Below are 23,881 nucleotides of genomic sequence, written 5' to 3'. Positions count from 1 at the left end.
CGTTACAACAGTCCGTATAACGGGTCGTCGACGGCGTCGATCGATCCCCGCGTTCGGTACCGACGGCAGACTGTTTTCGCCGGTGATAGTGTGCAAGCCCGTCAATTAAGCCCCGAAATGCCCTATAGTAGGGTCGGATGGCCTCAGACAACGCGGGACGGTATCCCCGATCGGTCCTGTCCCGGCGGTCGATGCTCGCGGCAACGACAACATCCGCAGCGACCGGCACCCTGGCGGTGACCGGTTGTCTCGGTCGCGGTCGACAGCCGACTACCGTCGTGATGACCGGTGCGACGGATTTCGAGGAGATTTTGCACACTGACGAAGGCGAGCCGTCGGTCCAGCAGGCGCTGTGGGACGCGGGCCTCGACGAGGACATCTCCGTCGAACTCCAGACCGTCGTCAGCGATTCGGCCCAACGGATGCAGGACGCCCAGTCGACGCTGCAGGCGGGACGCGCGCCGCCGGATATCCACATGATGGACAGCGGGTGGACCATCCCGTTTATCCTCCGCGAACAGACGACGAACCTGAGTGAGGCGTTACCGACCGATATCGTCGGTCGGGTCGAGGACGACTATCTCGAGGCGGCCCTCGAGACCGCTCGTCATCCTGAGACGGGGGACATCCACGCGCTGCCGCTGTGGCCCGACTTCGGAATGCTCCTGTATCGGCAGGATCTCCTCGAGAACGTTGGCTACGATACCGGCGGCTGGGACGTTGAGCCGCCCTCCTGGGAGGAGTTCGCTGCGGCCGTCGCCGACGCACGGGACGAACACGACATCGACTACGGCTACACGACGCAGGCCGCCGCCTACGAGGGGTTGGCCTGCTGTACGTTCACCGAGGTGATGTCGACCTGGGGCGGGGGCTACTTCGGGGGTACCGACGATCTGTTTGCGGCCGGCGATCGCCCGATCACCGTCACCGACGACGCGGTGCTCGACGCGATTCGAATGATGCGGTCGTTCATCCACGGGGAAGCCGACGACTATGCTCTCGAGGGCTACCCCCAGATCGCCCCCTCGTCGATCGTTCAGTGGACCGAAGAGGAGTCACTCGCTCCATTCGAGTCCGGTGACGCCGTGTCCCACCGCAACTGGCCGTTCGCGATCGCCGCGACCGGTGCGGACGACGTCTTCGCGGAGGATCTGGGCGTGATGACCCAACCTTACGCGGTCTCGGCGGACGACGCCGAGTTCGAGGGTGTCGGCGGCACCGCCGCCGCGGTCGGTGGCTGGCATCTCGCGGTCAGTCCCTACAGCGACCGAACCGAACTGGCTCTCGAGGTTCTTGAGGCGTTCACCCACGAGGAAGTCATGTTAACGATTTTCGAACTGCAGGGCTTTCTCCCGCCCCACCTCGAGCTGGTCGAAGAAGCCGACCCCGGCGAAATTGGACCGATCGCACGGTACACCGACCAGCTTCGGTTAGCCGGCGACAACGCCGTCGCGCGGCCGGTCACCGATGTCTGGCCGGAGCAATCGGCGCTGATCTTTCAGGAAGTCCACGCCGCCTACCGCGGTGCGAAGACGCCCGAATCGGCGATGGCGGATCTGGCCGAGCGCCTCGAGCGCAGCGAGGCCGATGTCGCCGAGAGCGAACGACTGGATCAGGAGGAGACCGATGGCGACTGACACCGAATCGGATCGAAACGATGTCTTGATCGGCAGTGAGGAGCCCGATACCGAACGCGACCGGTCGGGCAACGGCGTCGTCAACTGGATGGAAAATCTGAGCGAGGCGGCCTACGCCTATTTGTTGCTTGCTCCCGCGTTCGCGTTGCTCGCGCTGATCGCGTTCTACCCGCTGGTGATGACGTTCGTGATGTCCCTTCGCGAGGACCAGACACGCGGCCTCGAGCCGCTGGGCGGCTTCGTCGGGGTCGAGAACTACGTCGACATCCTGACCGGTAACGCCAGGCTCGCCCGGCAGTTTCTGGACGTGTCGGTGTCGTCGTCCTTTCCGTTTCTCGAGTTGGGAACGCCGTTCCTCCAGCAGGCGCTGTTTGTCACCGTCACGTTCGCGGTGATCAGCGTGGTCGTGGAGACGGTCATCGGCTTCGGGCAGGCCTACGTGCTAGATCAGGACTTTCGCGGGCGGCGCTGGGTGCGGGTCGCGATCATCCTGCCGTGGGCCGTCCCGATCGTCATCCAGGGAATGATCTTCTTCCTGCTGTTTCAGCCGGAGGTCGGCTTCGGCAGTGATCTCATGCAGTGGCTCGGCGTGTTCGGTCCCAACCCGCTTGCAAACAGCCAGGACGCCTTCATCATCATCCTCGTGGCGGACATCTGGAAGTCCGCGGCGTTCATGGCCTTGCTCATCCTCGCGGGTCTCCAGAGCGTCGATCGCAGTCTCTACGATGTCGCCCGGGTTGCCGGCGCATCGCCGTGGCAGCGATTCAAGCTAATTACGCTGCCGCTCGTGCTCCCGGCGCTGCTGGTCGCGATGTTGTTCCGGACGATGGATGCGATGCGGGTCTACGGGTTGATCGAGTCGACCGCCGGCTGTACGACCGTGCCGTCGCTGACCTGTCTCGTCGTCGAGGCGATGTTCGGCGGCACCAGAATCTTCGCGACGGCCGCCGCCGTCGCGTTCGCGACGGCGCTCGTGATCGGGCTGATCATCTCGGTGTACGTGGTCGTCTTCCGCGACACCGAGGGAGGGCTGTACTGATGAGCGAGGAATTCGAGGACGAACCCAGTGAATCCTCGGACCAAGTGAGCGGCGAAGCCGTGAACCGCGTGGACAATCCTCCTACGCCACTTCAGGGTCGAACCGACGGCGGTCACGACGCCCAGCGCAGCGGCGTCCTGCTCGAGGACGAGGACACCGAACTCGACCGGGGGCCACTCCAGCGGTGGGTCGCGCGTTCGATCCAGCGCCCCGAACGCGCGTATCGGGCGATGTTCTACACGGCGACGATCTTCTTTCTGCTCACGACGCTGTTTCCGTTCTACTGGCTGCTCATGGTCGCGCTGACGCCCGAGGGCCAACAGCAAGACATCATCCTCACGCCGAACGGCTTCAACCCCGGCGCGTTCGTCGAGGTCTTTCAGGTGATCCCGTTTCACTGGTACATGTTCAACAGCTTCGTCATCGCGACGGCCTCGACGATCGTCGTCTTGATCATCGGAAGCCTGGCGGGCTACGCCTTCGGCCGCCTCGAGTTTCCGGGCCGGGTTCCCCTGATGTTGCTCGTGCTGGTCATCTCCTTTTTCCCGCCGGCCGCCTTCTTCATCCCGCTCAACGACCTGTTCAACACGTCATTTTTCGTGCTCGAGCCGATCACCGGCGACGGGACGCTGTACAACACGCCGGGGGCGATGGTGTTGCCGCTGTCGGCGATCTTCATGCCGCTCGCCATCTTCATCCTGACGACGTTCTACAGCCAGATTCCGGACGGACTCGAGGACGCCGCCCGCGTCGAGGGCACCACGAGATTGGGCGCGCTGTTTCGGGTCATCATCCCGCTTTCTGCACCCGGCGTCGCGACCGCGGGCGTGTTGACGTTTATCGCCGTCTACAACGAATTCTTCTTCTCTTTCTTGATGACCGACGGCCAGCCGGAGAACTGGGCGCCGATTCTCGAGGGCATTCTCGGGTATCAGGGGCAGTACGAGGTGATGTACCACCTGATGGCTGCCTCGAGTATCATCGGCGTCATCCCGGTCGCGGTCCTCGTAATCGTCGCCCAGGAGAAGATCGTGAGTGGACTGACCGCAGGCGCACTCAAAGAATAAATATGGCACGAGTACGACTCGAGAACGTCACGAAACGCTACGAAGATGTCACCGCGGTCGACGACGTGAGCATGGCGATCGAGGACGGCGAGTTCGTCACCTTCGTCGGCCCCTCGGGCTGTGGCAAGTCGACGACGATGGAGACCGTGGCCGGGCTCACCAGACCTACAGAAGGCTGCGTCTACATCGGCGACGACGACGTCACCGACCTCGCCCCCAAGGATCGGGGCATCGCGATGGTCTTTCAGAACATCGCGCTGTTTCCCCACATGGACGTCTTCGACAACATCTCCTTTGGCCTTCGGCTGCGAACCTACGACGACGAGGAGATCCGCCGACGCGTCGAGCAGGCCGCCGATATCGTCCAGCTCGAGGGGATGCTAGAGCGGATGCCCGACGAGCTCTCGGGCGGTCAGCGCCAGCGTGTCGCGATCGCTCGGGCGATCGTCCGGAACCCCGATGTCTTCCTGATGGACGAACCGCTTGCGAATCTCGACGCGAAGCTTCGGGTGCACATGCGCACCGAACTCCAGCGATTGCACCGCGAACTCGAGACGACGATCATCTACGTGACCCACGATCAGGCGGAAGCGATGACGATGTCCGATCGGATCGCCATCTTGAACGAGGGAAAACTCCAGCAGATCTCGCCGCCGCTTACCTGTTACAATGAACCGACCAATCGGTTCGTCGCGGGATTCATCGGCTCGCCCTCGATGAACTTCCTCGAGGGGACGCTACACGAAGATCGGGTCGAGACGCCGAACTTCGACATCGACCTCGGCCCCGACATCGTTGCGGATGCCGCAGTCGGCGACGAGGTGACCGTCGGCGTCCGCCCGGAGGATGTCCATCTCGCGGAGGCCCAGGCAGTGAGCGAGCCGACCGCGCCGATCGACGCCCAGACCGATGTCCTCGAGCCGATGGGTGACGAGATTTTCGTCTACCTCCTGCTCGCCGACGACGTGCAACGGTCGATGGCAGAGGAACCGGCAGCGGCAGCCGGACAGTTGTTGATGAGTCTCCCCCCGGATACGGACATCCGCGAGGGCGAATCCGTCGAGGTCGTCCTCGACCGCTCGAGAGTCCACCTCTTCGAGCGAGCGACCGGTGTCGCACTGACACACGACGTGACCGGCCACGCCGACCCCGACTCCGGACCGCCAGCGACGGAAGCCGAGTAGGTGTCGGGGCGAGCACGGCAGTTCGTTGGCAACGAAGGGAAGGTGCTGCGGCACGAAGATTCGATATAGCGTTAACGAGTGTATTAGCTCGGAACGAGACCCCCACAGATCTACTGATGACACCCAACGGAACGGACATCGAAACCGGAATCGTCGGCCTCGGCAACATCGGGCAGTACCACGCGGAGCGACTCGTCGATAGCAACCAGTCACTGGCCGGCGGCATGGACGTCGCTGCCGAGGCCCGTGAGCGATTCGCTCGACGGTACAACGTCCCCGTCTACGACGATCACGAGGCGCTCTACGAGGGCGTCGACGCCGTCATCATCACGACGCCGAACCGGTACCACGAGGAATACGCCGTCGATGCCTTCGAGCGCGACCTGCATGTCCTCCTCGAGAAGCCACTCGCACACTCCGTCGAGAGCGCAACGCGGATCGCCGAGGCGGCTGCAGACGCCGAGAGCTACAGCATGGTCGGGTTCAACAACCGGTTTGCGAACACGGTTCAGATCGTCAAACGCAGAATCGAACGCGGCGAGCTCGGGGCAGTGTCACACGTCGAGGCCAACTACGTTCGCCGCCGCGGAATACCTGGACGCGGAACGTGGTTTACGCGCCAGCAGATTGCCGGCGGCGGCGCGCTCATCGATCTCGGCGTCCACGCGGTCGACCTCGCGCTCTATCTTCTCTCGTACCCGCCCGTCGACGAAGTCACCGGCGTCACCCGGGACGAGTTCGGCTCACGCGAGAACTACGCCTACCTCGAGATGTGGGCCGACGACGACGGCCCGGGCGAGTTCGACGTCGACGACTCCGCGAGCGCGTTCGTCCGCTGTGCTGGCGGGCGGACGATCAACCTCGAGGTCGCGTGGGCGACGAACCGGCCGTCAAACCACGAGTTCGTCATCCACGGCACCGAGGCGGCCGCCCGGTTCGATCTTCTCGAGGGCGAACTGAGCTTCCATTCAGCAAGCACCGACGGTCCCGATCACTTCGAGGATACCGCGATCGAAACGCGTCAAAACGACACTCACTCGGTCGAACAGCGCGCATTCTTCGAGGGCATCGAGGCCGGTGCGTTCAATCAAACGAGCATCGAACAAGCGCTCTCCGTACAGCGGGTTATCGACGGCATCTACCGCTCGAGCGAGGACGAGCGAACGATACACATCGACGAGCAATCGTGACCGTCCAACGATTGCATCGCGGACCGTCCCGACCCCCGCGCTGATCACAGCCCGGGGTTTTAGCCCACTGGTGTGGGAGGACTCACCATGAGAGTCGAGCGCCAACTCGTCCTCGAGGTCGAACGCCACGAACTGCCCGTCGGGCGGCCGGTCACGGTCCGCGTTCGCGACCGCAGTGGTCGGCCGGTCGAGGACGCGACCGTCGCGGTGGGTTCGACACGCGAGCGAACCGACGCCCGAGGTTACTGTACGATCTCGCTCCGGTCGCCGGGCTTCTGGAAGATCGTCGCGAGCAAACCGTCGACCGATCGTCACAGTTACCGATCGATATCCGGACTGTTGCGCGTGTTGCCACGGTCCCAACGCGCTCGAGCGATGCCGTAGCTCGACGGCAGCGAGTCGCGGCCGTTCGCTCGAGTCAGCGGAATTGGCGTCGCGTTGGACCGGTACCAACTCGAACGGGAGCGATCACCGGTACGGAACGACAACGGGCCGTACCAGCCGTCGATGCAGGAAACTGCCACCATCGATTTCTTTTCGCTTGCGGTGTCCGTGTCGTCGTATGGATCTCGGCGTTCACACCCCAGCGCTGGCAGACGAATCCCTCGAGGAGACACTCGCGTATCTCAGCGAACGGGGCGTCGACGCGATCGAACCCGGCGTCGGCGGCCATCCCGGCGAGGACCACCTCGTCCGTGAGGTCTATCTGGACGACGAGGACGCACAGGCCGACCTCCAGTCGATCCTCGACGAGTATGACGTCCGTCTCAGTGCCCTGGCGACGCACAACAACCCGTTGCATCCGAACGACGACCGCGCACAGCGTGCCGACACCGAACTGCGCGAGGCGATCCGGCTCGCGAGCCAGCTCGAGGTCGGCGTGATCACCTGTTTTTCGGGGTTACCGGCCGGCGCGCCCGACGATACGGTGCCAAACTGGATCACGGCACCGTGGCCACCGGAACACGCCGACGCCCTCACATACCAGTGGCGCCAGGCTATCGACTACTGGGACGATCTCGCGACGGTCGCCCACGAGCACGGCGTCGATATCGCCATCGAGATGCACCCGAATATGCTAGTCTACGAACCCCACGGGATGGCACGCCTGCGAGCGGAAACCGGGGACCGTATCGGCACGAATTTCGATCCCTCACATCTCTACTGGCAGGGAGTGTCGGTGCTCGATGCGATCCGATATCTCGGCGCACGGGATGCGATCCATCACGTCCACGCCAAGGATACGCGCATCTACGACGCTCAAGCTCGCGAGAAGGGGGTTCTGGATACCACCGCCTACGAAGACGAACCGAACCGATCGTGGATCTTCCGATCGGTCGGCTACGGCCACGACGAATCACACTGGAAAGACATCGTTTCGACGCTTCGAATGGTCGGCTACGACGACGTACTCAGTATCGAACACGAAGATTCGCTGACCAGTCCGCAAGAAGGACTCGAGAAGGCGATCGAACTGCTCGAGCGCGCGATATTCCGGACGCAACCGGGCGAGCCAGACTGGGCGACGTGACTCGGCAAAAACGTCACGCTTGCTTACTCTTCGATGGCGCTGTCGGGGGAATCATCCGACGGAGGAGTCTCGCTGACATCGACATCACCGTCGCTGTGGACGACGATGTCGTAGCCCTCGTACTCGAGAGTGACCCGGACCGGGTTCGGCCGCGAAGCGGACTGGAACAGCGCATCGAGCGCGTCGGGGTTGACGACGGCATAGAGCGGTTCGTACGCCGGGGGTTCGATGTCGGTTACGTCGACACCTTCCCGCTGGGCGACGCGCTCGATGATAGCCTGGGACGGAGGGACAGTGCCACCGGTCGACGGCGAATCGTCCGGGGGAGACATACTAGGCGGTAGGATGTTCACGCGGATAAGAATAGTGGCGGGTTCGAACGACGAGTCCGGGCCGAAGACGGCGCTTCATACGGTTTACTGTCAGTCATTTCCGGCGCACCCGCGATCCGGGCGGCGGGTGCGCCGGTACATCGGTACAGTCATCCGTATCAGACCACCTTACCCGTTTTTCGCCTGTTCGAATCGCTCGATTGCCAGCTCCCGTCGCTCGGCGTGGTCGACGATCGGTCCCGGATACGACGGCGCCAGTCGATTCCGTTCGTCCGTCGACAGTTCGTGCCACTCGTGGATCTGTTCCGGATCGACCGCGGCCAGTTCCGGAACGTAGGTCGTGATGTATTCTGCGTCCGGGTCGTACTCCCGGCCCTGCTTCATCGGATTGAACACCCGGAAATACGGCTGTGCATCCGTCCCAGTCGAGGCCGCCCACTGCCAGCCACCGACATCGTTTGCGGTATCGTGATCCGCGAGGTGTCGCCGGAACCACTCGTAGCCGCGTCGCCAATCGATCAACAGATCCTTGGTCAGAAACGACGCGACCAGCATTCGCACCCGATTGTGCATCCAGGCTTCCGTCCGGAGCTGTCGCATCCCGGCGTCGACGATCGGATATCCGGTCCGGCCGCGCTGCCAGGCCTCGAGTTCGGCTCGTTCGTCGCGCCACTCGATCTCGTTTGGATAGTCGGTGAAATTCTCGGACACCGTTTCGGGATTGAACGCCAGGACGTGTGCGTAAAACTCCCTGAACGCGAGTTGGCGCTGGAACGCGCTGACGTTCTCTCGAGCGGCTTCGTTAGGAGCGTCTGTGGCCGCTCGTTCGGTGGCGGCGTACAGCTCTCGGAGGCCGATCGTCCCCCACTTTAGATGGACGGAGAGTCGCGACGTGGCACTCCGCGCGGGATACTCGCGATCGGTCTCGTATCGGTAGATCGGTCCGCCACAAAACGACGCCACCCGATCTCGAGCCCCCTCGGGTGTCACCGTCGGTCGGTTCGCTTCCGGCGGGTCGACCCCGAGGTCCGTGATCGAGGGGCGTTCCGAACGGCAGCCCTCGATCGATTCAGTAGCGAGCGCTTTGGCCGCCGGCGGGTCGACCGGATCGCGTTTCTCGCGATCGCGCCACTTCTTCCAGAAGTAGGAAAATACCGAATAGTGTTCGCCCGCGTTCGTCGTGATCGACCCGGGTTCGGACAACAGTCCGTCGTGGACCGTCTCGACCTCGATACCGTCCCCCTCGAGCGCCGATCTGACTGCGGCGTCCCGTCGTTGTGCGAGCCCGCTGTAGTCCGCGTTCCAGACGACGGTCGACGAACCTGTTTCGGTTGCGACCGTCGTGAGAACGTCACTCGGCGTCCCCCGTCGAACGAGGAGATCACTTCCGCGGTCGCGATACCACGCCCGAAGAGCCGACAGCCCCTCGAGCAGACACGCCGTCCGAACCGGCGAGGAGTGTTCTAAGACGGCGGGATCGAGGACGAACAGTCCGACGATCGGCTCGTCGACCGATCGCGCACGGTCGAGACCGAGGTTGTCGGCTGGACGGAGATCGCGGCGGTGCCAGTGGATGACCATACTCGAGGGAGGGACTCGAGGGGCAAAGACCTGATACGTAACCGATCGAGCCGTGCGCTCGTATGACGCGCAAACGGACACTGTGGTCCAGACAAACAGAACGGGTGGTCTCGAGGTGTCGGACGGTCGGTCGTACCGATATCAGGAGCGACGGTCGCGGACGAATCGGTTGATTGCGGACAGTCGATCGGCGACGTAGCCGGTGAGTCCGCCCACGTGTGGACCGAGATATCGTCGCCCCATCTCGAGGAGTCCGTTGGCCGTGTAGTTTCGCCCGATGTAGACGCTTATCGCTGCGAGTGCGGTGCCGGCGACGACATCGGAAAACCAGTGAATGCCGAGATACATCGTCGATGCCGCGACGCTCACGGCGAGAACGCCGGAGATCGGCACCCAAAGCGGATACTTCGCTCGGGTGAGCCACGCGAGGAAGAAGACGGTCATCGAGAGCGACGTGTGAAGCGACGGGAAAACGTTCGTGTTCTGGTTGACCCGATTCGTGAGCATCCGCGATTGGGGAAACGCATCGTACAGCAGCCCCTCGAACAGCATCGGATCGAAGTTACGAGGGCCGTAGGCGATAAAGAGAATGTAGAAGAGTAATCCAATCGCGTAGTTCGCCGTAAACGCGAGAATGAGCGTCGAGAAATCGTCCATCGAATCGAGCACAAAGTAGGCGAGAAACGGAAACAGGAGCAAGAATGCGTAGCCATAGATGTAGACGAACACGAAAAACGACGTCAGCTCCGGCGACTGGAACGACTGCAAGACGATGACGGGGTTTTCCGGCAACAGTGCCCGTTCCATGCCGAACAAAAGCGGCGTGATGTTGTTGCCGATGACGCGCCGCTCGAGACGCATCGTGATGTCTACCGTCGACCACCGAATCACGAGCACGACTGCAAGCATGGCCACCGGAAGGGCACACACCTCGAGTCGCCATCGGAACTCCCGGAGCGAAGCGACGAGTCGACGCGGGCCGATCATGGCTAATGCTCCCGTGACGAGCATCGTCGCGACGATGAGGGCGAGCTCGAGGGCGACGGCAACGAGAGACATACGGTCTGTCCGCTAGAGTATGGCTGGACCACACTAATAGCGATCGGTCGACGGAGTCGACGGGACCCATCGAGCGCTGTTTGGGTGAAGTGGATGTCCGTCCGGAAACGACCACGAGCGTGGCTAGTGCTTACTCGATCAGCGCGTCGTTTTCGTACTGATAGCCGGCATCTTCGAAGAGGGATCGAACCTCCTGTGTGGCGATCTCGCCGTCGGTTCCGGGGAAGGTTGTCACCGACGATGCTCGATTGTCGTCCCACGCATCGTCGGTGATCCCGACGAGTGAGTTCCGTGACATTGCTGGCTCGGCGAGTCCGTCGAACAGTTCCGAGACGACGTGTTCGCGGTCGATCAGCCGCGAGAGGATTCGCCGAAAGTGGGGGTTGACGAGCGACGAGTGGTGATAGTTGTAGCCGATCATGTAGAAGGCTCGGCTCTGTGTAGATACGATGGTGGCCCCAGACGCCTCACGGAACGTATCGAGTTCCGATGGCGGGATGTTGCTCGCGGTCAGATCGATCTCACCATCGAGCAACGCGTCGATCATCGCACCGACGTTCGGATCGATCCGAAAGTGGATGCCCGTAAACGCCGACTCCCCGTCGAGGATCTCGGGTTGGGCTACCGGATCGCGAAGGACGTGATCGTCGAACGGCGCAAGCTCGAGCGAGTCAGCGGTGACCGACTCGAACCGAAAGAGGCCAGCGCCGATCGGTTCCTCGTTGTCTGCAAGCACCGCTTCAGTTCGGTGTTCGGCGACGACCTCGCTTCGTGGTTCCCAGATGTGTTCGGGCAACAGCGGTATCGTCAGTACGCGGGCCGCAGCCGATCGACGGGTCGATCCAAACGACAATTCGACCGTCCGCTCGTCGATACGAGTCACCCCTTCGAGAAGGGCCAATCGAGCGCGATATCTCGGTGCCGGAACGCTCCCGTCGATGGCACCGAGTGACGTATCTTCGAGAAACTCCATCGTAAAGACGACATCGTCGGCATCGAGTTCGGCACCGTCGTGCCAGCGAGTGCCTTCGTGTAGGGTAACCGTCGCTCGCGTGTCGTCGGTTTCGTCCCAGGACACGGACTCGGCGAGCCACGGAACGACATCGTCCTCGGATGGAACTCGCCGAGCGAGTGGATCGTACACCAGTCCGAGCAGTCCAGGAATCGAATTTTGATCGACGACGATCGGGTTGAACCGGTTGGTCAACCCTTCGCCGTAGACGCCGATCGCTATCGGTCCGTCTCGAGGGCCGTCAGCGCGTTCGGTAGCCAACACGTCGACGTACTCGAGCGGGTGCCGCGGTGAGATCGAAACGTCGAGATCCGGCCGAACGCCACCGACCTGGTGGGGATACGCGATAGTCGTATACGGTGCTGTTTCCTCGAGAAATTCGAACAGCTCCGCCAACGACTCGTCTCGATCGGCGTTGCTGGATTGTTGTGACTCGAGGAGGTCGTCGATAGTCACGTCGGAGAATCGAAACGGGTTCTGCCACCCTCGCTCGGTGGTAAACGAGGAGTGAAGCAAGCCACGAAGCGCATCGAACTCTTTGAGGCCAGGATGGCGAATAACGAAGACATCGTAGTCGCCCTCGAGAAATATATCGCGATAGAGATCGGCTCTCCCCAGCGGTTCGTGCGTAGCGTCGATGCCGGCTGCGATATAATTCTCCCGGAGCTGACTCATGAGTTTGGCAGCGACCGCGTCGTCGTCAGCCGGGAGGGTCTTGATCGTCAATTCGACCTGTTCCGGGCCGGTGTCTTCGGCTCGCGACCAGAACTGTTCCGAACAGCCAGCAAGGGTACTGGCGCCGAGGCTCCCGGCACCTGCAAGTATCGTTCGCCGACTAACCCGCGACGCACCCTCGTCCATGTGTGGGCCGGTAAGCTATCACAGAGTATAGGACTTACGTCAACGGAAGATGGGTCCGTTCGGGTGGTATCGACGACTGCGTTCGCGGAAACTCGTCGTTCTCACTGTCTGAAAGTAGTAGTCGAGTACACACTCGTTAACCAGCGACTATAGCTCTCAAGCGAATGTCGTTATTCGAAGACAGTGGTTTCTTCGATCGTATGCTGGCCATAACAATGGCTCCGATAGCCGACAAATGGTACGTGGTGCCTGCCCCCACAGTAATCGAACTCGAACGATCTCTAGCGGTCGACGAACGATCGCTAGCGACCGCTTGTGTTCGGCGGGGCGAGCCCACGAGAGACAACCATGAAACTCGCACTAATCGGCTTCGGTCAGGCAGGCGGGAAGATCGTCGACGAGTTCCTGGCGTACGACGATGCGATCGGTGGCGGCTTTATCGAATCAGCGATCGCTGTCAACTCGGCGACGACTGACATTCAGGGACTTGAAAACGTACCACGGGCGAATCGCGTACTCATCGGACAGGCACGCGTGAAAGGACACGGCGTCGGTGCCGACAACGAACTCGGCGCGACGGTAACCGAGGAAGACATCGACGAAATCCAGGGGGCGATCGATCGGATTCCGGTCCACGAGATCGACGCCTTCCTTATCATCGCTGGCATGGGCGGTGGCACCGGTTCGGGCGGCGCGCCCGTCCTCGCGACGCACCTGAAGAAAATCTACAGCCAACCGGTCTTCGGGCTGGGCATCCTCCCGGCGATGGACGAGGGCGGGATCTATACGCTCAACGCCGCCCGCTCGTTCCAGACGTTCGTCCGCGAGGTCGACAACCTGCTCGTCTTCGACAACGATGTCTGGCGCAGCGCCGGGGAATCGGTCGCCGACGGCTACGATCGAATCAACCGCGAGATCGTCGAGCGATTCGGCCTCCTGTTCGCTGCGGGCGAAGTCGGCAACGGCGATCACGTCGCCGAAAGCGTCGTCGACTCCTCGGAGATAATCAACACGCTCAACGACGGAATCTCCACGATCGGCTACGCCAGCGAAACCGTCGATACCACGGGCAACGGGCTTCTCTCGTCGTTCAAAGAGGAGGACGGATTCGACGAGGGGACGGCGACAAATCGCATGACGAGTCTCGTACGTAAGTCTACCCTCGGCCGACTCACCCTCCCCTGTGACGTCTCGAGTGCCGATCGCGGCCTCGTCGTCGCGACTGGCCCACCGGAGGAACTGAATCGGAAAGGTGTCGAACGCGGTCGCCAGTGGCTCGAGGACGAGACGGGCAGCATGGAGATTCGCGGCGGCGACTACCCGATGCCCCACCGCGACGAGGTCGGTGCGATCGTGCTGTTGTCGGGTGTCACCGACGTGCCTCGCATCGAGAAACTCCAGCAAGTTGCGATCGACGCGCAGGATCGCACCGAAAACTTGCAGGCCAACGCCGACGAGGAGTTCACGTCGCTCGTCGACACGGGCGGCGAACTCGACGCGCTGTTTTGAACCGTCGCTTCGCAACATCGGTTACGGACGCAATACCAGTTGGTTAACGGTCGATTTCGGCGATGTTTTCTCGCCGATTCGTACGTCGCATATATCAATAGTCGTGATACTCGTGGTATCGTGAGGATAACGAATTAGGTACAGTCTGTCGTGGCTCTATGGCCAGTTCGAAGCAATCCAAACGAACGGCATCGTCGGCGGTGCGGGAAACGGTCAAATCCGTCCTCTTTCGAACCGACGAGTCGACCACGATCGAAGAGTGTCGCCGCTGTGGGACGACGATCGAATCGCGCGGTCCCGAGTGTCCGACCTGTGGCTGTGAGGACATCGTCACGTATCGGATCCAGTAGCCCCGCGGGATCGACCACGGTCGGTGCCGACAGACGACCGGTTCGGTCGTGATACTGATATGGATTGTTGTAGCGTTTTACCGGTGATCACCGACCCCGTCCGGGTGATCACCGGTAAAGAACTACAACGGTCCGTATGAACGGACGGGTGCTCCGGTGTCACTCGAGTGAAATAGCGCCGCTGTCGATTTCCTCCCGGCGCTCGTCTAACACTCCGAATCGGTCGTTTCGACGCGACTCGAGCCAGTACAGCAGTCGCTCGGCCCACTCGAGTTTTCGAGTTTTCATCTGTCCGACGGCGTCGTCGTCGAAATCCCAGCCGACGAAGATCAGGCGGTCGGCCCCGAGATGATCCGCCAGGAACGCAGCCCGATCGCCGTCGGTGAAGCCGCCGAAGTTTCGGACGGGACCACAAGGCGCTGCTTGGGTAGTTGGCAACACCCACCGGTCGCGACAGGCGGGAACGACGCTCCGCACCGCCTCGAGGTTGTCCCCGTGGGCGTGGACGGCCACTGGTGTGCCCTCGGTCGTCAGTCGCCGGACGGTCGCCGGATTCTTGTCGAGGTCGGTCACCATACAGTCGACCTCGACATCCTTGGACTCGAGGACATCGACCGCCGTGGAGGCGGCGACGACGAGGTCCGCGTCTCGCGCTCGCTCGAGTGACTGCCGGTCCGATAGCGACGGTCCCGCACCCGCGACTGCGACCGTCGCCCCGCGAGCGGCCGAGAGCCGCTCGAGGTCGAACGGGTCACTCAACGATGCGAGTTCGTCGCGTGCACGCTCGTCACCGGCCCGGTCGTAACCGAAGTCACGGCAGATCGCCTCGTAGACGGGTTCCCACTCCTCGAATTCCATCACGTGCTACTCGAGGTTCGATCCGTTTGGCTGTACTGGTTGTGCCGGGAGCCGATCGCGCCACGCGGCTCTGTTCGGTGGTTGCGTCGCTACGGATGAGTAGTGCCACAATAATTCCGTGTTGTGGGCCGGGAGTCGCCTCCAAAGTACCCCTACCCGGGAGGCCGCCCGGCGTCCACTCGCTCATTTCGAAGCCTCCGTCATAAGCTTTCTCTTACTGTAGTAACTCTGCAAGTGCGTCACGAAGGCCGTCAGACGAGTCGTATTCCTCACGTAGACCCCGTGAAATGTCTCGGATATCGGTGACAGAACCGACCAACAATCCGGAGTGGTCCGTCACCGTATGCCAGGACGCGTCTCGGTCGGTGACGAGGGCGTCTATGTGCCGGCGTTCTCCGATCGACAGCCCGTCGATGTCGAGGGCAATGGGCTGGCACTCGTCGGCGACAGCGGGATCGATGCCCCGTTCTCGCAACTGTCGTCGAAGCGCTCGGGGTGATCGGACCTCGAGTCGCGAGACCGACACCGAGTCGGATATCGCATGCGAGGAGTCTGCGAAGGCGTCTCCGATCAGGGCCGCGTCGCGCGTCTCGGCGACATCGTGGGTTCGAATCACGTCGGCACCTCGCTCGACGGCCATCGAGGTCGCTGCGAGACTGGCTGCCAGTCGCTGGTCGGTCTCCCGGTCGACGAGGTCGCCGAGGAAGTTCTTCCGATTGATCGAGACGAGAATCGGTTGCCCGAGCACGCGAAACTCTCCCAGCCGATGGAACGTCTTGCGGTCGTCAGCAACCGTCTGCGCCTCGCTCCAGCCGCCGAATGCCGGATCGACGATCGTCTTCTCGGTGAGGCCGTGCTGTTTCAACGCCTCGTAGACCTGGTCGACGTAGTCGGCTTCGGCGGCCCAGCCAGTTGATTTGCGACCGGCCCAATCGGTTTCCTCGACCGCACCGGGCCGCGTTAGGTCCGGTGGGCTGGCCATCTTTCCAACCGCAACGTCGTACTCCCGACAAACCTCGGGCATCTCCGGGTCGGCGAACCCGCAGATGTCGTTGACCATGTCGAACCCCTGTGATAGGGCGGCCTCGGCGACCTCGGCGTATCTGGTCTCGATCGAAAAGATCGCGTCGCCGGAGACGCTCTCGATCGTTTCGAGAGCCACGTGCAGTCGCTCGAGTTCCGCCTCGGCGGTGAGTACGTCGAACCGTTTGTTGGCCGACTCGAGCCCGATGTCGACGATGTCGGCGCCCTCGTCGATCAGTTCCTTGTCGACGTACCGGGCCGCGTCGCCCGGATCATCGTAGACGCTTGGATCGTAGGGTGACTCCTCGCTGACGTTCAGCACGCCCATAATCCGTGGCGGGTTGCCCCCGCCGATCCCCAGTCCTGCTGCGTCGACGCCGTTCATATCCGGACTGGGGAGGACAGCCCTATAGGTACCGCGGTTGGCGACGGTTGCGAGCGGTAACAGCCGCCGTGCTCAGACGGATTCGATGTCCGTTCGTTCACACTCGGTAAGACCGGTTCGAACCCACCGCTGACCGTCGATCGTACGAATCCGATCCTCGGTTAGCGTCGGTCGATCGACGTAGCCGTCCATCGTCGTCGGACCGGCGACCGCGAGTTCCCCCGACGAGGGGCCCTCGATGAGCCGCGTCTCGATACCGGGCAGGGGGTTGCCGAGCCGATTCGCGTCGGCGTCGTCCGGCGTTCGGACATGAGTCAGGCCCGTTTCCGGGCGGCCACGTACTCGTGTCGCCGCGCCGTCGACGGCTGACTCGAGCGACGAACTGGTCGGCTCGATCACTGCAACGGCATCCTCGGCAGGGGTATCGAACGACAGCAGCGTCTCGTACTGCCGTGGTGTGACGAACGTCCGAATGCGTTCCGTATAGAGTATCGACCGAACCGTTTCAGGGTCCCACGAGATGTGTGGAACGTACGTACCGCCATCGAGAATCGTCCCCGTCACACCGTAGAGAAGTTCGAGCGGATTCGACAACGGGAGGACGCCAAGATGCGTCGGTTCGTCCGGTTCGAGGTGCGACCCACCGCGTTCGGCGGCGGCCGCCAGCGTCGCGTGCGTGTAGACGATGCCGAGTGGCTCGCGGTCCTCGTACCCGACGTACGCGATCAGTCCGGGATCGGTATCCGATTGACTCACGATATCGATTCCGGTCCGCGATCCGGCGCTGTTTATCCCATCGTTCTCGAGGAACGTCGACAGCTCGACGCCCATCTGTGCATCACAATCGACCGTAATCGCGAGACGGACGTCGTCTGCACCGTGGAGAATCGACAGAAACGGCGTCTCGTCGGTAACGTAAGCGGTGGCACCCGTCGCGTCTAATACGGAAACGATGTCCCGCGTGGAGTACTCCGACGGGACGGTTACGGGGATACACCCGTTTCTGAGCGTGCCGTATAACGCGACGAGAAACGCCCGTGGATTCGAAACTCCAATTGCGACGGCGTCGCCGGCGGTGATATCTCGATCCTGTAGTCCGCCGGCAAACGCGTCGGTTCGAGACCAAAGAGTCGAGTACGTCACCGGCGACTCCCCATCGATCGCCGTCCGAGATTTGTTCTCCATGACGATACGTTGGAGAATGGTGAGTATATTGGACATATACACTACCATTCAGTTACGCGTGTTAGTGTTATCTGCAATGGAATATAAGATATTAACCCACAATGCCTCGATAGGGTTTTCCTAAAAGCATTCGTATGAGTGCTGTCGACCAGCTGTCAATCAACACGCGCATCGGCGAGGTCGACGCGGTCCCTTATCGGTCGGTTGGCGTGTCACTGGGCCCCTCGCCGTCACCCTCGAGGACCGCGAGACGAGAGTCGCGAAGCAGTACCTTCTTGACGATCGATGGGTTCTCGAGGAGTCGGTGTTTGGCATGTGCACCGCGTCCGCGTCCACGGCCTTCCCGCTCGGACTGGATCACGTTGAGGAAGTTTTGCTCCTGTAAGATCTCCTGGACGCGCCGTTCGGAAAGCACGTCGAACTCGAGTTGACGGGCGATCGCCTTGTACTGGTTGTAGATGATCTTCGTCGGGAACTCCTTCTCACTCGAGTTTTCGGTCAGAAGCGTCAGCGCGTAGAGGATCGCCTTCGCCTGCTGGGGCGAGCCCTCGATCAGCTCGTTGAACCGGTCGGCCTCGGTCTTTTCTTTTGCGTCGCGGACGTGATCGGCGGTCACGCGCGTATCGGTTCGTTTCTTCGCGATTCGACCTGCGTTGCGGAGAATGTCGATCGCCTTGCGTGCATCACCGTGTTCCTGGGCGGCAAGCGCTGCGGTGAGCGGAATCACGTCGTCCGAAAGCACTCCATCGTGAAACGCGTCGCGTCGTTTCTCGAGGATTTCGACGAGTTGGTTGGCGTCGTAGGGCGAAAAGACGAGTTCGTCTCGAGAGAGACTCGATTTGACACGTTCGGAGAGATGATCTGGGAAGTCGATCTTGTTCGAGATACCGATGATGCCGATGCTCGAGTCAGATATTCGACGGTTCTCGCCCGCACGCGAGAGTTTTCGCAGCACTTCGTCATCCTCGAGCATGTCGATCTCGTCCAAGATGACGATGGTCACGTCGGTACAGCGGTCGACGGACTGCCAGAGTCGTTTGTAGTAGTCGCCCGTTCCGAGTCCACGGTCAGGGATCGAGACGCCGCTGTCGTCGGGTTCGTTGACGATTTGGGCGATCGTCTTGATGATCGACGCTTCGGTGTTTTGCTCGCCGCAGTCGATGAACGCGTACTTGACGGTCACGTCGTCCTTTTGGGCCTCCGAGATGACGCGTTTTGTAACCGACCGCGAGATGAGCGACTTGCCGGTACCCGTCTTCCCGAAGATAAACAGATGGTTCGGTTCGCTCCCGAATATCGCGGGGTTCAGGGCGTCCGCAACTCGTTGCATTTGCTCGTCGCGTCCGACGATCCGGTCCGGACCGGGAAGATGTGTGATCTCGAGCAATCGCTCGTCGGCAAAGACCGGATCGTCGTACCGAAAGAGAGGATCACGATCGTCGTTGGCGGACATTGCAGTACCCGGTGCCTTCAGACCAGACTGAAATAAATGTATGGGGTTCGATCGCGGGTGTAAATTCTCTGTGTTAGCCCACAATAGCCCGATTCAAAGGAGATACCACGAGACATCGACAAAGAGCTATCATCGCGGGTCTAACGGGAAATCAGGTCGGAGACACCCACCCCCCTCGCGGGTGTAACACCGAACGCGTCTACCCTAGTTAACGACGACGATAACCGGTCGGGGAGTGTCGAACCGCGGACGCTATTCGCGTCGTCCACGGCCGCACGGACGACGATTGTTCAGTACTGGACCCCAATTTCCTCGAGTCTCCGGGTGAGAAACCGCGTTTCGTCCGGTCCGCCGGGGGTCGAATGCACGTCTGCTCACACCATTCGGGACACACACCCCCGTCGCGTATGTAACGGTAAAAGGGTGGGGGCATCCAGATCGCATCCCCAAATTCTTCGTATAATTGCCTCTATTCACCCAGATTTACATCCGCGACGAGGGTGTGTTGTCATCCAACTGTCCCACGGACAACTACCGTTACAAACGCGAACGGGGTGTGTCCCCCCTTCCGAAAGGGCTAAAAGGAACGACTGAAGGCGACTGCTACGGACTGCAATACGGTATTCTATCGACGATGAAACACACTCTTCCCGATTCGAATAGTCGAAACACGTAGGGCGTCTATCAATGAATACCAACAGCAGCGATCACGTGGAAGCAATATCCTTCGACCTCGACGACACCTTGCTACAGTACAACCGATCCCCGGGCGAAGTACTACAGGCAGCGTTCGACCGGCTCGAGCTCTCACCGATATTTTCCGTCGAACAGTATTACGATCGCTTCGACGAGTTCGCACAGAGGTGTGAATCGATAACCGAACTCCGCTCGGAATGCTTTGCAACGCTCGCCGCGGAGAACGGGTACGAACGCCACCAAGGGCGGGAGGTTGCAGCAGCATTCAGTTCCGAACGCGATCAATCGAACGTCGAACTTCTCCCGGCCGCCACCCGCGTCTTGGCCACTCTGTCCCAGGAATATCAATTAGCGATCGTAACGAACGGCACACGAGATGCACAACGGCGGAAAATCGAGGCTGTCGACCTCGAGCGCTGGATCGATACGATCGTCGTTGCCGGTCACGAGACACAACCGAAGCCGGATCCAGAACCGTTCGATCGGGTCGTCCACTCTCTCGGAACTGCTCCCGAAACGACGATACACGTCGGTGATTCTCTCGAAACGGACGTTGCTGGTGCTACCGCTGCTGGACTCGATTCCGTGTGGCTCTCCGAGTCGTCCCCACCACCACAGTTCGATCCAACGTATCGGATTCCGTCCCTCGAGGCCCTGCTATCATCGCCGAATGATATTCTATTATGAATAGCAGGTCGCATGATATCCCATATGAATAATATATAACTAGTAACTAAGTATACAACTAGTAACTATCTAGTCTAGATATTACCATACACCTTCGTGATTACCATACACCTTCGTGATTACCATACACCTTCGTGATTACCATACACCTTCGTGTGTATATACGCATGACACTGTGTCTCCGGCATGTGTATTCGACGCTGTGTTGCCGTCTTGCAATCGAATTGATTCGATGTCCTCTCGGCAATCTCTCCTGGGACCGATGCTCGAGTCGGAGAGAGAACACATCACTTTTGGCTGGATACACCGACTGTATCGGTATCCGGCCACAGACACCGATGACTGACTCGCCATCTTCAACTCCGACCTGTCGGACACCACCTGCCGTTGCCGTCGTCGATGCCCAGTTTCCCGGCAACGTTGGGACGATCGCTCGAGCGATGAAGAACTTCGGTTTCGAGGAATTATTGTTGGTGGATCCGCCCGAACTCGATCCCGACGGTGAAGCCTACGGGTTCGCCGGCCACGCTCGAGACGATATCCTCCCGAATGCGACCGAACTGTCGTTCGACGACCTCGTTAGCCGGTATCATACCATCGGCTGTACGGCCGTACCCAACGAGGACGACCGAAGCCACATTCGGTTTCCGTTCGCGACGCCGTCGGAACTCCGGCGCCGGTTACCGACGGTCGAGGCACCCACCGCACTCGTTTTCGGTCGCGAGCGGGTCGGCTTGACAAACGAGGAGTTGGCTCGTATCGACGAAATCTGTTCGATCCCGGCCAACGAGGAGTATCCGGTGCTCAACCTTGGCCAGGCCGCAACGATCACCCTTTACGAGCTTCGATCGCTCGCACTCGCCGACGAACAGACTCAACTTCCCGATGTCGAACGCGTTCGTGCGGACGAACAGACCCTCGAGCGACTCTACGACCAGTGGGGTGCCTTGCTCGCGGAACTCAACCACCCCACGGAGAAACGTCCGAAGACGATGCGAATGCTGCGACGTGTCCACGGTCGAGCAGATCTGACCGAACGCGAGGCAAACACGTTGCTCGGGCTCTTGCGGCGAGCGACGGAGCGTCCTGCCGAGACGTGACTAGCCTGTCGAAACGAACCGGTTTGCAGTCGTCTCGAGTTGCAGATCGAACAGTTCTCCCAGCAGGTTCAGGGTCGGTCCCGTTTGCTGTTGGGGATGCCAGTAGTAGTGGCCCAAGGCGTCGGCGCTTTCGATACGGGAAGTAAGCAAGTGAAGAAATCGGAACACGCGCTCGAGGTCGAACTTCGCGACGATCTCCGAGACGATTTCGAACCCGACCGAGAGCTTGTAGCCTGGGTCGTTGTGTTCGTCGATAACTCGCGAGATCGTCTCACCGAGGCCGGCAAGCCCGAGACCGCTATCCAGTTTCACGATCTCGAGCGAGACGTCGCTGAGGTCGCTCTCGATCCCTTCCAAGGGCCGCTCGCTCGTCGTCAGCACGATGGTTCGTGTCGGCCACTCCGAGAGTCGGGTGGCTAGTGTGTCCAACCGATCGTCGACGTTCGTCGTCACGAACAGCGCGACATCTGCAGGGGCGGTAAAGTGAATGCGAGCGTCGTCGGCGCCGTCGGTTCCAGGCGGTGACAACACGAGGACGTTGCCCGTCCCGCCGATTTCGTTGCCGACGTGGACGCCGGACCGTATCTGATCTTCGACGTGTTCGAAGAGGTGTCGTTCGTACTGGGAAACCGCCTCGTCGACGTCGTGACCCAGCGAACTGGCCTGACAGTGCGGGCAGTTCCAGCCGATCTTGAACCCCTCCTTGTAGAGCGTCTCTCGGTCGTGATCGAGCAGGTGTGACTGGACGCCGGTCCGCAGCGCCGCTCCCGACTCTGCCCACACGACGAACTCACACCGATTACAGTTCCAGCGATATACCATTGATCAGTTCTCGGTCGTCGTCATTCGTCGGCCGATTCGATATCTCGCTCGCGTTTTTTCGCCGTATAGTCGGCCGGATCGCTCACGTACGTTACCTCGACGGCGTTCGTGACGGCCGTTCGGGACGGGCTCCCCTCGAGTTTCTGGCAGACGAACTCGGCCCTGGAACGGGCGGCCGCCGAGATATCGTCGCGCTCGGCGTACCGGCGCAATCGGACGAGGAGATTCGCTCCCTCGAGTTCCGACAGCGTCGACATCGCAAACTTCGCGGTGATGTCGTCCGGATCGTCGAGCGCCTCGACGAGAGTCGTCTGGGCATCCTGGAGACGTGCCGTCTCGCTATCGACGACCTGGCCGAGCAGCCACGTCGCGTTGCGGCGGATGTAGTCCGGCTGGTTTCCCCCGAGAATGGTCAGCAGTTGCGAGACGAGATCCGGTGGCGTCGCGGACATCACCGCGGATGCGACTTCGTTTCGAACGTCATGACTGCTGTCCGATGGCGCGTTCGCGAGCAACTCGAGCAACGATCGTGTCGCCGTTCGTCGGACGAGTTCGTCCGAATCGTCCAGACCCTCGAGGAGCAACGGAAGCGGCTCGAGCGTCTCGAACCGACCGAGTTCACCGAGAGCGATCCGGCGAACCGCTTCGCTATCGGAGCGTGCCGCGGGTGCAAGCGCCTGCAACGCGGATTCGGTCCCGATCGAGGCCAGAGCAGCCGCAGCTTCGCGCCGCACCTGATCGTGCCCGTCGGTCAGCCGTGCTGCGAGAGCGTCGACACAGCGGGGATCGCCGAGCTGCCCGCACGACTGCACCGCCCGCGCTCGAACGCGGACGTCGGGATCGTCGAAGACGCCCACGAGTGGCTCGGTAGCGGCTCGATCACCAATTCGACCGAGCGCCGCCGCGGCGATCAGTCGCAACTCCGCGTGGTCGCTCTCGAGCCAGTCGGTTACCCGCTCGGTTCTCATCCACGCCGGTGTGTCGTCGATATCACCCTCCGTGACGGCATCGATCAGGCTTTCGAGCGAATCCTCGTTACGGAGGTAGAGGGCATCGATCGCGGCTGCACGCACGGCGTCGCTATCGTCGGCCTTTGCCGTTCGATGCAGTGCCCGCGTAATCCGCTCTTGGACCTCGGGCGAGGTTCCCGTCGTGAGTCCACCGAGCAGCTCCGCTGCACGGTGGCGAATCATCGGTTTCTCCGCGCCTGTGAGATACTCGATGAGTTGCAGCTCCTCGGAATTTCGTGCGAGGTCGTACAGAAATGTCGTATCGTCGTCTAGCATGCTGGCGATCAGGCGTTCCCCTCCCCGTCTGTGA

21 protein-coding genes are annotated in these 23,881 nt (G+C 61.4%); 11 read left to right on the top strand and 10 right to left on the bottom strand.

Going from position 1 to position 23,881, the window contains the following annotated elements:
• The first annotated feature begins 137 nt into the window (after nt 1–137).
• From D8Y22_RS11070 to D8Y22_RS11040, 7 genes are all read left to right on the top strand, one after another.
• On the top strand, nt 138–1,637 hold the full coding sequence (locus tag D8Y22_RS11070; RefSeq protein WP_141464773.1) for an extracellular solute-binding protein: 1,500 nt from the start codon (nt 138–140) through the stop codon (nt 1,635–1,637).
• The gene (locus tag D8Y22_RS11065) at nt 1,627–2,676 is read left to right on the top strand and encodes a carbohydrate ABC transporter permease (RefSeq protein ID WP_141464772.1); all 1,050 of its coding nucleotides are present in this window, start codon (nt 1,627–1,629) and stop codon (nt 2,674–2,676) included. The genes D8Y22_RS11070 and D8Y22_RS11065 overlap by 11 nt, the downstream gene beginning before the upstream one ends.
• Nucleotides 2,676–3,743, top strand: a complete 1,068-nt coding sequence (locus D8Y22_RS11060) for a carbohydrate ABC transporter permease (protein ID WP_141464771.1) — start codon at nt 2,676–2,678, stop codon at nt 3,741–3,743. Before D8Y22_RS11065 ends, D8Y22_RS11060 begins: the two co-directional genes overlap by 1 nt.
• A 2-nt stretch (nt 3,744–3,745) precedes the next feature.
• A complete protein-coding gene (locus D8Y22_RS11055; RefSeq protein ID WP_141464770.1) occupies nt 3,746–4,927 on the top strand; it encodes an ABC transporter ATP-binding protein in 1,182 nt (393 codons plus the stop codon).
• A gap of 116 nt (nt 4,928–5,043) precedes the next feature.
• Entirely contained in the window at nt 5,044–6,117 is a 1,074-nt protein-coding gene (locus tag D8Y22_RS11050; RefSeq protein WP_141464769.1) for a Gfo/Idh/MocA family protein, read from the top strand.
• 87 nt (nt 6,118–6,204) lie between these two features.
• Nucleotides 6,205–6,501, top strand: a complete 297-nt coding sequence (locus D8Y22_RS11045; protein WP_141464768.1) for an Ig-like domain-containing protein — start codon at nt 6,205–6,207, stop codon at nt 6,499–6,501.
• Between the two features lie 178 nt (nt 6,502–6,679).
• Nucleotides 6,680–7,648 carry a sugar phosphate isomerase/epimerase family protein gene (locus D8Y22_RS11040; protein ID WP_141464767.1) on the top strand — a complete coding sequence of 323 codons (969 nt, stop codon included), beginning with the start codon at nt 6,680–6,682 and terminating at the stop codon, nt 7,646–7,648.
• A 23-nt stretch (nt 7,649–7,671) separates the two neighbouring features.
• Here the strand turns inward: D8Y22_RS11040 and D8Y22_RS11035 are convergent, their stop codons facing one another.
• From D8Y22_RS11035 to D8Y22_RS11020, 4 genes are all read right to left on the bottom strand, one after another.
• Nucleotides 7,672–7,980 (bottom strand): HalOD1 output domain-containing protein, encoded by a 309-nt coding sequence (locus D8Y22_RS11035; RefSeq protein WP_141464766.1) that lies wholly within the window; start codon nt 7,978–7,980, stop codon nt 7,672–7,674.
• A 168-nt stretch (nt 7,981–8,148) separates the two neighbouring features.
• A complete protein-coding gene (locus tag D8Y22_RS11030) occupies nt 8,149–9,561 on the bottom strand; it encodes a cryptochrome/photolyase family protein (RefSeq protein WP_141464765.1) in 1,413 nt (470 codons plus the stop codon).
• 141 nt (nt 9,562–9,702) lie between these two features.
• Nucleotides 9,703–10,620, bottom strand: coding sequence for a phosphatase PAP2 family protein (locus tag D8Y22_RS11025; RefSeq protein ID WP_141464764.1), 918 nt, complete (start codon nt 10,618–10,620; stop codon nt 9,703–9,705).
• A 130-nt stretch (nt 10,621–10,750) separates the two neighbouring features.
• Nucleotides 10,751–12,493 (bottom strand): ABC transporter substrate-binding protein, encoded by a 1,743-nt coding sequence (locus D8Y22_RS11020; protein ID WP_141464763.1) that lies wholly within the window; start codon nt 12,491–12,493, stop codon nt 10,751–10,753.
• A 348-nt stretch (nt 12,494–12,841) separates the two neighbouring features.
• Between D8Y22_RS11020 and D8Y22_RS11015 the strand changes: the two genes are divergently transcribed.
• Together D8Y22_RS11015 and D8Y22_RS11010 are read left to right on the top strand one after the other, a co-directional pair.
• Nucleotides 12,842–14,002: a tubulin/FtsZ family protein gene (locus D8Y22_RS11015; RefSeq protein ID WP_141464762.1), complete on the top strand. Its 1,161-nt coding sequence runs from the start codon at nt 12,842–12,844 to the stop codon at nt 14,000–14,002.
• Nucleotides 14,003–14,160: 158 nt separating this feature from the next.
• Nucleotides 14,161–14,352: a hypothetical protein gene (locus D8Y22_RS11010; RefSeq protein ID WP_141464761.1), complete on the top strand. Its 192-nt coding sequence runs from the start codon at nt 14,161–14,163 to the stop codon at nt 14,350–14,352.
• Nucleotides 14,353–14,511: 159 nt separating this feature from the next.
• Here D8Y22_RS11010 and D8Y22_RS11005 read toward each other — a convergent pair whose 3' ends face one another.
• From D8Y22_RS11005 to D8Y22_RS10990, 4 genes are all read right to left on the bottom strand, one after another.
• Nucleotides 14,512–15,210, bottom strand: a complete 699-nt coding sequence (locus D8Y22_RS11005) for a 6-hydroxymethylpterin diphosphokinase MptE-like protein (RefSeq protein ID WP_141464760.1) — start codon at nt 15,208–15,210, stop codon at nt 14,512–14,514.
• A gap of 214 nt (nt 15,211–15,424) precedes the next feature.
• Entirely contained in the window at nt 15,425–16,618 is a 1,194-nt protein-coding gene (gene folP / locus D8Y22_RS11000; RefSeq protein ID WP_141464759.1) for a dihydropteroate synthase, read from the bottom strand.
• 72 nt (nt 16,619–16,690) lie between these two features.
• Entirely contained in the window at nt 16,691–17,839 is a 1,149-nt protein-coding gene (locus D8Y22_RS10995; protein WP_141464758.1) for a class I adenylate-forming enzyme family protein, read from the bottom strand.
• 157 nt (nt 17,840–17,996) lie between these two features.
• A complete protein-coding gene (locus tag D8Y22_RS10990) occupies nt 17,997–19,256 on the bottom strand; it encodes a Cdc6/Cdc18 family protein (protein WP_141464757.1) in 1,260 nt (419 codons plus the stop codon).
• Nucleotides 19,257–19,967: 711 nt separating this feature from the next.
• On the opposite strand from D8Y22_RS10990, the gene D8Y22_RS10985 reads away from it, so the two are divergent.
• Nucleotides 19,968–20,639: an HAD family hydrolase gene (locus D8Y22_RS10985; RefSeq protein ID WP_246084410.1), complete on the top strand. Its 672-nt coding sequence runs from the start codon at nt 19,968–19,970 to the stop codon at nt 20,637–20,639.
• A 338-nt stretch (nt 20,640–20,977) separates the two neighbouring features.
• Nucleotides 20,978–21,739: an RNA methyltransferase gene (locus D8Y22_RS10980; protein ID WP_141464755.1), complete on the top strand. Its 762-nt coding sequence runs from the start codon at nt 20,978–20,980 to the stop codon at nt 21,737–21,739.
• Here the strand turns inward: D8Y22_RS10980 and D8Y22_RS10975 are convergent, their stop codons facing one another.
• Together D8Y22_RS10975 and D8Y22_RS10970 are read right to left on the bottom strand one after the other, a co-directional pair.
• Nucleotides 21,740–22,522, bottom strand: a complete 783-nt coding sequence (locus D8Y22_RS10975; RefSeq protein ID WP_246084409.1) for a DUF7504 family protein — start codon at nt 22,520–22,522, stop codon at nt 21,740–21,742.
• Nucleotides 22,523–22,581: 59 nt separating this feature from the next.
• On the bottom strand, nt 22,582–23,847 hold the full coding sequence (locus tag D8Y22_RS10970) for a HEAT repeat domain-containing protein (protein ID WP_141464753.1): 1,266 nt from the start codon (nt 23,845–23,847) through the stop codon (nt 22,582–22,584).
• Between the last annotated feature and the right edge of the window lie 34 nt (nt 23,848–23,881).

This window comes from Salinadaptatus halalkaliphilus (genome assembly GCF_006543045.1).
GTDB lineage: Archaea > Halobacteriota > Halobacteria > Halobacteriales > Natrialbaceae > Salinadaptatus > Salinadaptatus halalkaliphilus.
This window is presented reverse-complemented; position numbering and strand designations above follow the sequence as displayed.